The following is a 14,468-nucleotide window of genomic DNA, read 5'->3' as shown; positions in this document are numbered from 1 at the left end:
ATAAGCCATAAACACAGCTAGGAACACCCCCTCCTTTTTTCAGTAATTAGATTGCTGCAAATACCTTGTCAAAACCTGCTTTCGTCTTAGCGAACAGTTCACTTGAACTTAGATTCGATGCCGGTGCCAGTACTTCCTGAGCCACCACACCATTGTAGCCAATCGCCTGCAGGTTTCTCAGAAACCCACTCAGATCAATGACCCCTTCGCCGGGATACAAACGCTCATAATCCAATAATTCTTCCACAGGCAGATCATAAGCATCGTTGATATGCACATGAACAATCTGCTCTTTCTTCAACTTCAACAGATCTTCCATCGGTAAACCATTTGTTTGCCAGTGATAGGAATCTACCAGTAAACCTACGTTAGGCGCATGGATCGTCTCGATCCAGTCCAGCGTATCTTCCACACGCCAGATAAACGGATTCTTCCATTGCGTCCGCAAATGGTGGCAGCCAACAAACTCCAGCCCTAATCGAATGCCGTAAGCGTCCAAGATATCTGCGCAAAGTCTCAAGCGTTTCGTAGCCGCTGCCATAAATTGCGCTGCCGGTTGATCCGTTGAGGGTAAAATATACGTGCAACAGCTGTAACAGTCCAACGAAGCAGAAGCTTCTGCCATAGCGACCAACGATTGCAATCCCTCACGGAATTGCTCATCTGTCGTCCGCCACTCTACCGTCAGACCCGATGAACCGATGATCACCTGATTACTCTCTAGCAGATGTTGTGCCTGTTCCTTGCCATACGTTTCAATCAATGAGAGCGGATTCAAATCTACAGATCCGAATCCGTGCTTGGCCGCATCTATGATATATTGTTCATCAGACTCGAGATTGCCCAGTCCCGCATTCGTTAACCCTCTAATCATCCCAATTTCCTCCTGTGACTCGTCTGGAATTGCTGCTTGTGTATCATTTTCTTTATCATTTTATAATAGCAGTACTCTCCGAAAAAGAAACCATCAAAAAAGAGCCGCAACAACGTTATATTGACGTCCTTACCGCTCTATCTTTTTTATCTTACACTCTCTAACGTATACCGGTTACGCGGAATCTCAAGACCCAGATTCTCCCTTAGCATCTCATGTTCATACTCCGTACGGAACAGCCCTCGTTCTTGCAGAACCGGAACAACTAGCTCCACGAAATCTTCCAAGCCATTGGGTACCACGGTACGAACATTGAATCCGTCTGCCGCTTCGCCTTCAAACCATTCCTGAATCTGATCTGCGATCTGATCCGGTGTACCAATGAACGATGTACGCGGGGTAGATGCCAGCAATGCCACTTGGCGCAAGGTCAGCCCCTGTTCTCTTGCCTGCTGCTTGATCTTGTCCGTTGTACTGCGGAAGCTGTTGCTGCCAATCTCCCCAATCTCGGGAAAAGGTTCGTCCAGCGCGTGCTGGGAGAAGTCATAATGATCGAAGTAACGTCCCAGGTAATTCAACGCCTGATCAATATTCACCAGTTCGGCAATTTCCTGATATTTCTGCTCCGCCTCTTCCGCTGTTCTACCCACAATGGGGCCGATGCCCGGGAAGATCAGGATATCCTCTGCCTTGCGTCCATAAGCCACCGCACTTGCTTTCACATCGCGGTAGAACTCCTTAGCTTCCTCCAGTGTCTCATGTCCCGTGTAGACGGCATCTGCCGATCGGGCGGCCAGATCTTTACCAGATTCAGATGAGCCCGCTTGGAAAATGACCGGATGACCCTGCTTCGAACGCCCCACATTAAGCGGACCCTGCACCGAGAAGTGTGTTCCCTTGTGATTCAACGTATGTAACTTGGCAGGATCGAAAAATACGCCCTGTTCCTTGTCTCCAACAAAGGCATCGTCTTCCCAGGAATCCCAAAGGCCTTTGACCACATTCAGATGTTCTTCCGCAATTTCGTAGCGTAGCGCATGGTTCGGATGTTCGCCTTTGCCAAAGTTCAGTGCCGAACCTTCCAGAGGCGAAGTAACCACATTCCATCCGGCTCTCCCACCGCTTAATTGATCCAACGAGGCAAATTGCCGCGCAACCGTGAAGGGTTCACTATAGGAAGTAGACAATGTAGCAACCAGCCCGATGTGGGAAGTTGCCCCGGCGAGTGCGGACAGAAGCGTGAGAGGTTCGAAGCGATTGAGAAAATGAGGATTGGACTTCTCGTTGATGAAGAGGCCATCTGCAATAAAGAGCAGATCAAACTTCCCTTTTTCCGCGATACGCACCTGCTTCTTGTAGAACTCCAGACTAACGCTCGCGTTAATGGGAATATCCGGGTGACGCCAAAAGGAAATGCTGTTACCCACTCCGTTCAGATTAGCTCCCAACTTCAATTGTCGTTGCGACATATATATTCCTCCCTATGTTGTGGTGATGACACTGCCCAAGCCGCTCCAAGCAATACAACTCCTGTGAAGAGAAAAATAAACGAAATGCCGATCCATCCACCGAGCAAACCACCGATTAACGGACCGAGCACAATACCGAACTGACTCGCCGTTTGACTCAGACTGACAGCCCTCCCACGAAAATCGTGATCAGCATACTTGATGATCAGCGCATTAAACGCCGGATAGACTGCGGCAAAGAACAAACCATAAACAAATCGCAGGCTGCCAAAATAAATCAGATTATTTGCTGTCATTTGCAGCAGACTGCCAATTCCGCCGCCAATCAGACCAATAAACAGTGTTTTCTCGTATCCGATTCTTCCACCAATCTTCCCCCAGCGCGGCCCCATAATGACGGTTGCCACACCAATCGCCGAGAAGACAATCCCTGCACTAAGTGTTGCACTGCCAACATCTCCGCCAATCTGGACCACATAGAGCGTCAGCACCGGTTCGATGATGAGCACAGAGGTCGAGACTAAGAGAATCAAACCGTAGATTCGCATCAAACCCGGCGTGGAAGCCGCTCTTTTCAAATCCCCTATGATCTTCGTTGGAACGATCGTACGAGCTTGTCGTGACTCCTTAACACCGAGGACCATCATAGCCGCGAGTAATGTAATAATAGCCGATGCAATGAAACATCCCCGCAGTCCGATCCAGTGACTCAACACACCACCGGCCAGAGGACCAAGAATCCCGCCCGCAGCGCTGGCCGTGGAGATCACACCAAGTGCATAACCCACCTGTTTCTCTGGGGTATTGGTACCGATCAGTGTAATCGAGGCGGGATGAAAACCAGCCATGAGTCCCTGAAAGATCCTCACCGCGATAAACGTATATGGATCGTAAACAAAGAAGTTAGCCAGATGTGCAATACCTAGCCCCACTCCTGAACGGACGAGCATCAGTTTGCTGCCATATTTATCAGCCAGCGATCCCCAGAAAGGTGCGCATAATCCACTGATCAGAAAGCTGATGGAGATCGAAATCCCGGACCAAGCTTCCAGGCCACTCTGGATACCTAGATCATTTTGCAGGAATATAGGAAAGAACGGGACGGACAGCGAGTAGGCCATATGATTGAAAAACAGGCCGAACCACAGAATATACAGATTTCTCTTCCATTGTGGCATCTTGGCATTCTCCATACTATATAATTCCTATATAAAAAGTAGGTTATTATCCATATTAGGGTAACGTCATCGGAAAGTATAATAGAAAAGTTCAATAGACCCATTCAAGAATTAAATGAATGGGTCTACTACGTATGGTAATCGTACTATTCCTTCAATTGGACCGACATAAATACATCGACCTCATCTTCACTGTCCAATATAAATCCAAATCGTTCATACAATCGCCGAGCAGGGCTTCCCTGCAAAACATTTAAAATAACACGTTTCCCCTGAACTTCATCCTGTTCCAGCAGCATGTTCAGTACATGAGTTCCTATTCTCTGGCCTTGATAATCGGGATGTATGTAGAAATGTTCCAATAGATATGCCTCAGACTTGGGCTTCAACGCTACACAACCTACCATTGAACCCTCCACTTCAATAATCTGTGTCTGGGCAGGATTGAATGTATTCCGGAAACGTTCACGCACCTTCACATCATCGTACCTTCCCAGTCTGGTTAGATCATCGTATAATACCAAGGCTCGCAAATCAGCGAGTTGCTCTTGGTCTGCCTGTACAGCTTGACGCATTGTTATTGGGTTCATTTGTTGAATTCCTTTCCAGTGGAGAAACGTTAGTTTTTGAATGTCTTATCCCACGATAGGGATAGGACACTAAAAATCATACCTTTCACAACTCACTTGAGCAACATCAGATTTTAGAACGCACTATATTTTTCAAACCTATTGAACTCCTCAAAAAAATAAAAAAGCCCAAAAAGGACGGTGCAGTCTTGCTTATACCAATAAGCGAACCCGCAGCCATCCCTTCTGGGATGTAGATTATTTTAGAGAACTATGAAACATGTGAAGCTTGTGCTGCATGTTGCAATGCTTCCAGACCCAATGCTAGCGCACCACACAAGCCTGCATGCTGGCCCAATCCGGGCTGCACAATATATTGGTCGATATGTTGCGTGATTGGGGCTGCATTTACATAACCATTGAGATTCCGCACTACCTGCTCCCGGATCATAGGAAACAGATGATCTTGCTGCATCACACCACCGCCCAGGATGATCTTCTGCGGCGAATGAAGCAAGATGGCCGTTGTAATCGACTCCGCAATGTAAAAGGACTCAATCTCCCACGCCGGATGATCCGCCGGCAGTTCACTGCCAGGGATCTGCCAACGGGCTTCAATGGCTGGACCTGCTGCCATACCCTCCAGACAATCGCCATGATATGGGCATAATCCGGCAAAGTGATCGTCTGGATGGCGTCTTGTCCGAATATGTCCACCCTCGGGATGTAACAATCCGTGTACTCGTTGGCCCCCTGCCACAAGTCCGACACCAACTCCTGTACCAATCGTGTAATATACACAGTTGTCCAGTCCTTGCGCCGCACCCCACGTCACTTCACCGAGCGCGGCAGCATTCACATCCGTATCCCATCCAAAAGGAACCGAAAATTCATGCTTCAAGGTTCCAATCACATTACAGTTTTCCCACCCAGGCTTAGGTGTGGTCGTAATATAACCATAGGTGGGACTATCCGGTTGCAGATCAATCGGACCAAAGGAGCCGCCCCCTATGGCTTCCACATCTTTATCCCTGAAATAGTCGATCACCTTGGCAAGAGTGGTCTCCGGATGTTCTGTTGGAAAGCTGATCCGATCTTCAATCTGTCCATGTTCATTACCTACACCACATACAAACTTTGTTCCGCCCGCTTCTATGGCTCCAATGCGCATCATTCTGGGCTCCTTTCCTTCATTACAATTAACCTTTAGCCTTGGTTGATGATATCTCATAGATATGAAGTGAAGAGAAGACCAGATCTGTATTTTCGGCATGAGCAGAGATGCCTTGGCAATCCGCATCCGGATAGATCAGATCCGTAATAACCGCCTGACCATCATTTGCAAATACCTCCACAGATGAATGATCTACAAAGATACGCAAACTTTGATTTCCGTTCACTTCTTTTAACTCAGCTGTATGACGGCTCAGGAAAAGTTCATGAAAATTGCCTATGCCCGATCGACTACGATCAACGTACACTTCACTTCGGATCAAGTCTACACCAACGACCGTCTCGTGATCTGCGCCGCTTCTTAGTGCAAAATGGAACGTCTGATCCTGAGTCCACTCTGCATGGATCTCATAGTTCACTAGTTGCAAAGCGTCCAACTGCTCACTCACTTCCCGAATCGAAGCATCCTGTAGGGACAATACTGGCGTACGGGCTTGCTCAAGTTCACGTGCAGGACGTTGAATCAATATAACTTCTCCCGCTCTTGTCTCCAGTGTCAACTCACGGGCAATGGTCATTGCTCCACGGTAATCATTGGTTGGCGTCTGGTTGGCATACATCCAGTTGCTCATCCAGCCGATAATGAGGCGTCTTCCATCTTCCTCAGGAACGTCAGACCAACTAACTCCTGCGTAGTTATCCCGACCATAATCAATCCAGCGAACCGTATGGGAGGCCTCATCTGGAACAAATGTACTTCCATCAAAATCTCCGGTAAAATATTGCGTTCTGGACCCTTCTATGAATGCAGGATCTGCACCGATGCTAACAAGCATCACCCATTTCACCTGCCCTGAATCTCCATCCACTGCAAGCGGGAACAGGTCCGGGCATTCCCACACGCCATCGTGTGAACCGATCCCTTCGCCAAATTCACTTCCTAACGTCCAATCCTTCAGATTGGGAGAACGATACAGACATACCGTTTGACCACAAGCGATAATCATAACCCACTCCTTGGTCTGCTCATGCCAGAACACTTTGGGATCACGGAAATCAACAAAGGACTCATGCTTTAATACCGGATTACCCTCGTACTTGGTCCAGGTTCTGCCGTTGTCTTTGCTATACGCCAGACTCTGGGTTTGTATGGCATCTTGGTTTTTAACTTCAAGATGATGGGTGAAAATAGCAACCAATCCTGGCTCACCCTCAAAGAATCCGCTCGTATTATTCCAATCCACTACGGCGCTTCCCGAGAATATAGTGCCATTCTCATCGGGGAGTAAAGCTATCGGAAGTTCCTCCCAGGAGATCAGGTCCCTGCTCACTGCATGGCCCCAATGCATGGGGCCCCATGTGGTTCCATGTGGGTGATGCTGATAGAACAAGTGATACTCCCCATTGAAAAACACCATGCCGTTCGGGTCGTTCATCCACTTCTCTTTTGGTGAAAAATGGTATTCATTTCTGTAATCTTGTTTAAGAATTGTCGACATTATGGTTTCTCCTCCGTACTTTTCTTTATTTGTTATTACGGTCATATCCCGCTTGTTTAATCTGTAGCCATTCTTGCAATCCAAGGCGATCCAACTCTTTCAAGTAAGCATCCCATTCCTGATCTATTTTCCCGTTCTGATACCATTCTGTACGCAGACGTAACACGTAGGCGAAGAGATCGGTCTCAATCGTGGACAAGCGATCCAGTTCATCAATGGAGAAGAACACACTTGGATATACGTTCTCCGCTTTCATATGCGGAACCATAACCTTGTCGAGAAGTTCCATCCGCCAAGCCGCATCTTCCGGTTTGGTTGTGTATTTGTCATAATAACTGTCGAGTATGGCCAATGGTCCGGCGATACTGGTTTTTTGTCTGAGTTCAACTGGTGCAGAGCCCTCCAGCGGAAGATGTTTCAGCATCCCTTTGGCTTCATCGAATTCAAAAATATTTTGCTGACTCTCGTCTCCATAAGTACCCCAGTTGTTCTGCACAGATTGGAGCGGATCGTACAGTTGGTCTACCCACTTCGCTGTAGATTCCAGGTTTTTATTGCTGCTGGTAATGACCATGCGACCACGATCAAGTCCTATTCCGTTTGTTCTTGTGACATTGACCTCTCCGTTAGGCCCGGCAACCGGAGGCAGAACATCATACGTATCATTCATGCCTGTAATGTTAGCCTTATCCCATGTGAAGTACATGCCGTACTTATTATCCTTGCCTTTCGCCAGGTACGTGTTCCAATCCTGTTGGTACGATTCGACATCCACGAGGCCTTCCTTAACCAACTCATGAATGTATTTAACCGCTTCCTTGTAGCCTTCATCAGCTGCCGTGAAGACCACTTTCCCATCATTGGTTACCACGGTATGATCCCAGTTCTCTCCGAGTCCAAATGCCGCAAAGAGAAATGTCAGATCTTCTCCGCCCGGTTTGTTAATGAAAGATAACGGAATTTCGTCGGCCTTACCGTTGCCGTTTGGATCTTGAGTTTTGAACGCGATCAATACTTCTTTCAGTTCTTCGGTTGTCGTTGGCATCTTCAGTCCAAGCTTGTTCAACCATTCCACATTAATCCAAGGCAAGTTATCCACTGCCTGAATTCGTTGTTTGCCACTTCCGAGTTCTTCAATCCATGGGAATGAGTAAATATGTCCGTCTGGAGCCGTGATCATGCTCTTGTATTCGGGAGCTTCCTCCAGCACCTTTTTCAGATTGGGCATGTGTTGTTCAATCATGTCCTCTAGTGGAATGATCGCCCCGTCCTTCGCCAGTTTCAGGAGATCATAGTCCCCGTAACCTGCATCAAAAATGGCATCCGGCAAATCACCGCTGGCGACCGCCAGATTTCTTTTTTCTGCAAACACATCACTCGTATAGTTCTTCCAGTTGATATGCACATTGGTTTTCTCTTCGAGTCGCTTGTTAATCAGCTTGTCGTTTGGATCAGCGGGAGCCAGCGGAGAGCTCTGTGTTATAAAATTCAATGTCACCTTGCCATCAGGGGATTGCGCCTCACTTGCCGCGCCGCCGCCTCCACCTCCGCCACAGGCGGTTAAAAAGAGCATTGCAGATAACATGGAAATGGATGCCGTTGTAACGGCTTTTCTGGATTTGTTCACTTTTTTCATAATAATGACCTCCATGAGTTGGATTGGATCAACTTACTGTATCGCAGGCTGTTCACTATTTGAGGGAACCGACCATGACACCTTTTTCGAAATACTTCTGGAAGAACGGATACATGATGATGAGTGGCAGACTCGAAATGACAATCGCTGAGTATTTAATCATCTCGGAGAGCCGTTTCAGTTCTGCCATCGCGAGCTGATCACTGATCATGCCCGGTGCAGCCTGATTCTGAATCAGAATGGAACGCAGAACGAGCTGTAACGGATGCAGGTTCGGATTATCGAGATAGATCATTGCATCAAAATAGGAATTCCATTGCCCAACGAACGCATAAAGTGCGAGTACAAAAATGATCGGTTTCGACAACGGAATGACGATCTGGAAGAAAATCTTCATCTCAGAGGCGCCATCCACGTTTGCAGCTTCTTTCAGTTCTCGAGGGACTCCTTTGAAAAAGGTTCTGGAGAGAATGATGTTCCAGACGTTAACGGCTCCAGGGATGATGATCGCCCACACCGTATCCAGCATGCCGAGATTACGTATGAGTAGATAAGTAGGGATTAATCCCCCGCCGAAGAACATGGTAATGATAAAGATAATCATGAAAAACCCACGTCCCGCGAGCCTATCATCCGACAATGCATAACCTGCAAATATGGATACAGTCACGGTGATCAGTGCAAAGGAAACCGAATACAATACAGCATTTGCAAACCCCCGGATCATGGCTGGATTGGACAAAATCATCTGATATCCGTCCAGACTCCAGTCCGATACATTAAAGGACAGTCCACGATTCAGTAACACCGTGGGGTCCATGAATGAGGCGATAACAATATAAATCAGGGGAACAACCACAACCAGTACAGCACAGGTGAGAAAGATAGCATTGAGTGTGAGGATCAACCGATCCATTCCCGTGTGTTTAACAACCATGGATAATACTCCTTTCCTAATAGAGGCCTTCGCCTTCATTCAATTTCTTCACAATCAGATTCACCGTCACCAGCAAAATCACATTGATAACCGAGTTGAACAATCCAACTGCCGCAGAATAAGCGTAATCTCCAGACTGTAACCCCACCTTGTAGACATACGTGGCAATAATCTCGGAGGACGGCAGGTTCATGGACGTCTGCATCAGATAGGCCTTCTCAAATCCAATGGACATAATCCCGCCAGCTGCAAGAATAAAGACGATGGCCATAATTGGACGAATCGTTGGAAGGTCAATGTGGCGAATACGCTGAAGGAGATTGGCTCCATCCAGATTAGCCGCATTGTGAAGCTCCGGATCAACATTGGCCAAAGCCGCGACGTATATGATGGAAGCCCAGCCCGCTCCGGTCCAGATATCGGACAAAATGTAGATCCAGCGGAAATATTCCGGTTCAGACATGAACATGATCGGCTGACCTGTAATCCATGTGGCTAATTGATTAATTGGCCCTGTCGGTGAGAGGAAGATGAACAGCATACCCACAACCACAACAACCGAGATGAAATTGGGTGCGTACAGAAACAATTGAATATTTTTCTTGATGCCAGCTTTGCGTACCTGATTCAGCATGAGTGCCAGTAAAATGGGCACCGGGAAACTGAATATCAATCCCAAAAAGCTGAGTTTAAGCGTATTCATTAAAATGATATCGAAATTGGGTGAAGCTATAAATTTCTCAAAATGCTTCAGTCCTACCCAATCACTACCCATGATGCCTTTGATCGGACTGAAATCCTTAAACGCAATGATGGCTCCGTACATCGGAATGTACTTGAAGATAAGAGTCAAAATTAAGGCTGGTGCAAGCAACATATATAAAAAGTAATTTTTTTTGAGCTGCTGTAACCTATGACCGCTTGTCGTCCTCACTTTCAGTACCCTTCCTTCGCCCTTTTTGCTGTCGGCTATGTTATCCAACACGATACCCCCGTTCATTCTAGAAGTTGACAATTGTTTTCAGTAAGGGCTTTCAATATTTACAATTGCCTATTTGATAATTTACAATTTATCAGGTTTCAACGGATTTAGTCAATACGTTTTGTAAAAAAATATTTGTGCATTTGATCATTTCATCTTTGCATTAATGTAACTAAAGAGGACTAAATTTGCATATATACAGCACTGAATCGTTAATACCCGCATAGATTTTTCTATATCATGACTGGAATAGATTATTATTGTTACACTAATTAACAAAACTTCTGGAACAATTATGAAAATAGAATTCGACTATCTAAATGTAAATGTAATTGTGCATTTGTAAAACAGAGATTGCTATTTGTCCCGTTCTATTATACATTTGACTTAGAGAAGAATATGGATGACTATTGATGATTAGAGGTGAAGCATTAGATGGCAAAGGAAAAAGTCACGATACAAGACATCGCTGATGCTTTGGGGATCTCCAGGAATACGGCTTCCAAAGCATTAAATGATAGCGGAAACATCCCGGATGAAACCCGAAATCGTGTAATTAAAAAAGCAATTGAACTTAAATATAAACAGTTTGCCTATATGGACAATGAGCATGTTCTAACCAAGGCTCCGGGCAATATCGCCCTGTTAACTGAAAACCTGCCTAATACATCTCACTTTGGTTCGTTGTTAATCAGTGGTCTGGAGAAAAGAATCAGTGCAGAGGGATACAATCTCTCGATTCATATCGTGCGTGAAGACGATCAAGATACACTTACACTTCCCAACAATTTTGATATAGCCAAAGTGGACGGCATCATTTGCATTGAATTATTTGATCTGGAATATACACAGCTGATTACCGATCTGGGCATTCCCACCATCTTTATCGATTGCGCTTCCAACATATGTTATCCCGAATTCAAAGCAGATCTGCTACTCATGGAGAATGAACATAGCATCTATCAGTTAACCACAAAATTAATTGAGAGCGGCTACACAAGTATTGGATTCGTCGGAGATTACAATCACTGCAAGAGCTTTAATGAACGATGGGTTGGATATCAGCGTGCTATGCTGGAGGCGGGGTTGCAGGTCGACCTGTCCCATTGCATCGTAGATAATGATCGCCTGTGTTTCTCCAAGCCAGGATGGTTGAACCAGCGAGTGGCAGAGCTGGCATCCCTACCTTCCGCTTACGTATGCGCTAATGACTTTATAGCAGTTGATCTGATCAGGGCGTTAAAAGACAGAAATGTCGCTGTGCCACAGGATATTGCGATATGCGGATTCGATAATGCACCCCAATCTCGAATTATTGAGCCAGCATTAACAACGGTTCATATTTATAGCAATGAGATGGGCATTAAGACTGCGGAGATGCTGTTATCCCGGATAAATAGCCCGGCACAGCCGTATCAGGTCTCTCACATTGTGACCAAACCCATCATCAGGGAGTCCACACCAGCAATCATGGCCGATCATTCTCAGATGGTTCATAGTTCTGCAAAATAAAAAAACGTATGTCTCACGAGTAATAACTCGTGAAACATACGTTTTTTTGTGGTTTCGATTGGGTTGGATGAAAACTCTATCCTATCCATCGTGGCCTAGATAAAAAATCATCTCGCGATTAAATCTCTTTCAAGATGCCTTTTACAAGTCCGATAAAGGTTGTTTTCACTTGCGCAGCCACTTCAATAACTTCATCATGACTTAACGGCTGATCCAGAATACCACAGGCCATGTTGGTCAGACAGGAAATGCCTAGTACCTTCATACCGCCATGAATGGCAACAATGGCTTCAGGTACCGTGGACATACCCACTGCATCCGCACCCATCGTACGAATCATGCGAATCTCCGCTGGTGTCTCATATGCCGGGCCACTCCACCATGCATAGACACCTTGCTGCAGGCCAACATTCTGCTCTTCTGCAACCTTAAGAGCAATACTGCGCAGTTCGCGATTGTATACCTGTGATACGTCTGGGAAGCGCACACCCAGTTCAGCATTATTAGGCCCCATCAAAGGGTTATTACCTACTAGGTTAATATGATCTGTAATGAGCATCAGTTGACCCGGCTCAAAGCTTGTGTTGATGGCTCCGCATGCATTGGTGATAAGCAATTGCTCGACACCCAGCGCCTTCATGATCCGAACGGGGAAAGTCACTTCGTCCAATGTAAAACCTTCATAATAATGAAGGCGGCCTTTCATCGCTACAACCGTTTTGCCCATCAGTTCACCAATAACCAATTCATTGGCATGGCCGATAGCCTCAGATTGAGCGAAATACGGAATATCTGTATACGGGATAACGGTCGCATTTTCAATCTCGTCCGCGAGCGCTCCCAGTCCAGAACCCAGAATCATGCCTACGGCAGGTTTGGTATGGATTCGGTTTAATATGTAATCTCTTGCTTCCTGAATATGTGCGGATTGATGCATAATGATATCCTCCTGATGATCTGAATTGAGTTAACGAAAACTGAGTTAATGAGGTGTTACTCATCAAGTGTAATGAACAATGGTCATGATGTAAATGGAAGCTATTCTATATACAATAAAAAAAACGACCCTATGCTCCAGAATCGTTTAAAAACATGGACATACCCTAATCCAATGTATATTTGTTTCTACTTTTCATGTAATCGATTGTCATAATCAGTAACAGCATCAATGTTGCAAACATCAGTGGTTTGGCAAAAGCACCTTCTTCAAAGATATAATACGCAGCGACCAAGTTTCCTGCAAATATTAACAGGTAATTGCGGGTGCGATCCATCTTCTCAACTCATTTCTGAAAAGAATATTGTTCGAGATTGCCTTTCTTTTACCCTATCATAAAATTCCATAAAAATCCATATACTTACACACATACAAGCGTGGTGTTCAATCACGAACGAGATAACCGTACTGTATAATCTATATTGACTACAGCAAAAAATCGGCCACATCGTGACCGATTCTCTCCACTTCCCTGATGTTCAGGACATAGGGTTAATGATACGCCAAAATGATTCCTTAGGCTGCAACTGCTGATCAAAAACAAAGGGCCAATTTTTTCGCCCACGAACCGGGAAATGGTCGAGCCAGGTATAATTGTCCGCTACTCCCCAGAACGTCACAGAGGTAATGGATGATTTATACTCACGGAACAAATTAAAGATTTCTTCATATCGACGCTCCTGTAGCTCAGCCATCTCTGAAGTTGGCGCGGTGAGGTCCGTTCGACGATCCTCATGACGAAACACGGACATATCCAGCTCCGTAACATGCAACTGCACATCCAGTGAAGCATAACGCTCAATAGCCATTCGGATCTCCTCAATCGAAGGACCATGAATATTCCAATGCCCCTGCAACCCAATCCCGTGTACAGGCGCTCCCTTGTCAAGCAAAGACCGAACCAGATTGTAGATCTTCTCCCGTTTGACCGGATCCGTCTCATTGTAGTCATTATAGAAAAGAAGCGCATTTGGATCAGCTTCATGAGCCATACTGAACGCTTGCAGCAAATAATCTTCCCCCACCAGCTCTAACCACTTCGTGTCCCGCATGAACAGGTCGGTCTTATCTTCAACAGCTTCATTGACGACATCCCACGCATATATTTGCCCCTTATACCGACCTACTACCGTATCAATATGTTGCTTCAAGCGAGATAATAACAGCTCTCTGGAAGCGGGAGCACCTGAGGTATCCTCAAAGACCCATTTCGATGTTTGATTATGCCAGACCAAAGTATGTCCGCGAACCCCAATCCCTTGGGCAACAGCAAAATCAACAATTTTATCCGCCGCCTCAAATGAATAACGATCCTCTTCCGGGTGAATTTCTTCGAATTTCATCTGATTTTCAGCCGTGATACTATTGAAGTGTTTGGCGATGAAATCCCCTTCGGACTGCAACATTCTGGTATGTACAGCAGCACCTATTTTGAACGTATTAGCGTACGCAGCATGTAATGATGGAATTTCAGTTGGCATTTACAATTCCTCCCTGCCAGTTTTTATCCATCATATCGTTTGTTGAATGCGCTTACAATGAACAAATTATACTTCTTCCCCCTCATATTTAACTATTTATGATCCTCGGCCCTATTTGCACAACAAAAACACCTCCACGTATGTCCGACTGCTCATCTAAA

Annotated in this window: 13 protein-coding genes; 1 reads left to right on the top strand and 12 read right to left on the bottom strand. The window is 45.8% G+C overall.

All coding sequences use genetic code 11. The features are described 5' to 3' along the window. Window positions 1-46: 46 nt before the first annotated feature. The 9 genes from C170_RS29075 to C170_RS29035 form a co-directional block, all read right to left on the bottom strand. Window positions 47-874, bottom strand: a complete 828-nt coding sequence (locus C170_RS29075) for a sugar phosphate isomerase/epimerase family protein (RefSeq protein WP_036617197.1) — start codon at window positions 872-874, stop codon at window positions 47-49. A 146-nt stretch (window positions 875-1,020) separates the two neighbouring features. Beyond that, window positions 1,021-2,343 (bottom strand): LLM class flavin-dependent oxidoreductase, encoded by a 1,323-nt coding sequence (locus C170_RS29070; protein WP_036617193.1) that lies wholly within the window; start codon window positions 2,341-2,343, stop codon window positions 1,021-1,023. Further along, a complete protein-coding gene (locus tag C170_RS29065) occupies window positions 2,325-3,521 on the bottom strand; it encodes an MFS transporter (protein ID WP_051447486.1) in 1,197 nt (398 codons plus the stop codon). The genes C170_RS29070 and C170_RS29065 overlap by 19 nt, the downstream gene beginning before the upstream one ends. A 146-nt stretch (window positions 3,522-3,667) precedes the next feature. Further along, window positions 3,668-4,111: a GNAT family N-acetyltransferase gene (locus C170_RS29060; protein WP_036617185.1), complete on the bottom strand. Its 444-nt coding sequence runs from the start codon at window positions 4,109-4,111 to the stop codon at window positions 3,668-3,670. 250 nt (window positions 4,112-4,361) lie between these two features. Then, on the bottom strand, window positions 4,362-5,261 hold the full coding sequence (locus tag C170_RS29055) for an ROK family protein (protein WP_036617181.1): 900 nt from the start codon (window positions 5,259-5,261) through the stop codon (window positions 4,362-4,364). A 28-nt stretch (window positions 5,262-5,289) separates the two neighbouring features. Beyond that, the gene (locus tag C170_RS29050) at window positions 5,290-6,762 is read right to left on the bottom strand and encodes a glycoside hydrolase family 32 protein (RefSeq protein ID WP_036617179.1); all 1,473 of its coding nucleotides are present in this window, start codon (window positions 6,760-6,762) and stop codon (window positions 5,290-5,292) included. 25 nt (window positions 6,763-6,787) lie between these two features. Continuing rightward, entirely contained in the window at window positions 6,788-8,398 is a 1,611-nt protein-coding gene (locus C170_RS29045; RefSeq protein ID WP_155985154.1) for an ABC transporter substrate-binding protein, read from the bottom strand. A 55-nt stretch (window positions 8,399-8,453) separates the two neighbouring features. Then, entirely contained in the window at window positions 8,454-9,335 is an 882-nt protein-coding gene (locus C170_RS29040) for a carbohydrate ABC transporter permease (RefSeq protein WP_036617174.1), read from the bottom strand. Between the two features lie 16 nt (window positions 9,336-9,351). Then, complete coding sequence (locus C170_RS29035; protein WP_223200008.1) at window positions 9,352-10,212, bottom strand: ABC transporter permease; 861 nt, start codon at window positions 10,210-10,212, stop codon at window positions 9,352-9,354. Between the two features lie 540 nt (window positions 10,213-10,752). Between C170_RS29035 and C170_RS29030 the strand changes: the two genes are divergently transcribed. Beyond that, window positions 10,753-11,829: a LacI family DNA-binding transcriptional regulator gene (locus tag C170_RS29030; protein ID WP_036617169.1), complete on the top strand. Its 1,077-nt coding sequence runs from the start codon at window positions 10,753-10,755 to the stop codon at window positions 11,827-11,829. A gap of 118 nt (window positions 11,830-11,947) precedes the next feature. Here the strand turns inward: C170_RS29030 and C170_RS29025 are convergent, their stop codons facing one another. The 3 genes from C170_RS29025 to C170_RS29020 all read right to left on the bottom strand — a co-directional run bounded on the left by C170_RS29025 (window position 11,948) and on the right by C170_RS29020 (window position 14,307). Next, window positions 11,948-12,766: a purine-nucleoside phosphorylase gene (locus tag C170_RS29025; RefSeq protein WP_036617166.1), complete on the bottom strand. Its 819-nt coding sequence runs from the start codon at window positions 12,764-12,766 to the stop codon at window positions 11,948-11,950. A 166-nt stretch (window positions 12,767-12,932) separates the two neighbouring features. Next, the gene (locus C170_RS30980) at window positions 12,933-13,103 is read right to left on the bottom strand and encodes a hypothetical protein (protein WP_155985153.1); all 171 of its coding nucleotides are present in this window, start codon (window positions 13,101-13,103) and stop codon (window positions 12,933-12,935) included. A gap of 202 nt (window positions 13,104-13,305) precedes the next feature. Further along, window positions 13,306-14,307 (bottom strand): endo-1,4-beta-xylanase, encoded by a 1,002-nt coding sequence (locus C170_RS29020; protein ID WP_036617163.1) that lies wholly within the window; start codon window positions 14,305-14,307, stop codon window positions 13,306-13,308. Window positions 14,308-14,468 lie beyond the last annotated feature (161 nt).

The organism is Paenibacillus sp. FSL H7-689 (assembly GCF_000517905.1).
Taxonomy (GTDB): domain Bacteria; phylum Bacillota; class Bacilli; order Paenibacillales; family Paenibacillaceae; genus Paenibacillus; species Paenibacillus amylolyticus.
The sequence above is the reverse complement of the archived record's forward strand: the minus strand, read 5'-3'. Positions and strand labels throughout refer to the sequence as shown.

Coding starts and splice junctions, on each gene's coding strand:
- C170_RS29075 (WP_036617197.1), bottom strand. CDS start 874: ATGATTAGAGGGTTAACGAATGCGGGACTGGGCAATCTCGAGTCTGAT.
- C170_RS29070 (WP_036617193.1), bottom strand. CDS start 2,343: ATGTCGCAACGACAATTGAAGTTGGGAGCTAATCTGAACGGAGTGGGT.
- C170_RS29065 (WP_051447486.1), bottom strand. CDS start 3,521: ATGCCACAATGGAAGAGAAATCTGTATATTCTGTGGTTCGGCCTGTTT.
- C170_RS29060 (WP_036617185.1), bottom strand. CDS start 4,111: ATGAACCCAATAACAATGCGTCAAGCTGTACAGGCAGACCAAGAGCAA.
- C170_RS29055 (WP_036617181.1), bottom strand. CDS start 5,261: ATGCGCATTGGAGCCATAGAAGCGGGCGGAACAAAGTTTGTATGTGGT.
- C170_RS29050 (WP_036617179.1), bottom strand. CDS start 6,762: ATGTCGACAATTCTTAAACAAGATTACAGAAATGAATACCATTTTTCA.
- C170_RS29045 (WP_155985154.1), bottom strand. CDS start 8,398: ATGAAAAAAGTGAACAAATCCAGAAAAGCCGTTACAACGGCATCCATT.
- C170_RS29040 (WP_036617174.1), bottom strand. CDS start 9,335: ATGGTTGTTAAACACACGGGAATGGATCGGTTGATCCTCACACTCAAT.
- C170_RS29035 (WP_223200008.1), bottom strand. CDS start 10,212: ATGTTGCTTGCACCAGCCTTAATTTTGACTCTTATCTTCAAGTACATT.
- C170_RS29030 (WP_036617169.1), top strand. CDS start 10,753: ATGGCAAAGGAAAAAGTCACGATACAAGACATCGCTGATGCTTTGGGG.
- C170_RS29025 (WP_036617166.1), bottom strand. CDS start 12,766: ATGCATCAATCCGCACATATTCAGGAAGCAAGAGATTACATATTAAAC.
- C170_RS30980 (WP_155985153.1), bottom strand. CDS start 13,103: ATGGATCGCACCCGCAATTACCTGTTAATATTTGCAGGAAACTTGGTC.
- C170_RS29020 (WP_036617163.1), bottom strand. CDS start 14,307: ATGCCAACTGAAATTCCATCATTACATGCTGCGTACGCTAATACGTTC.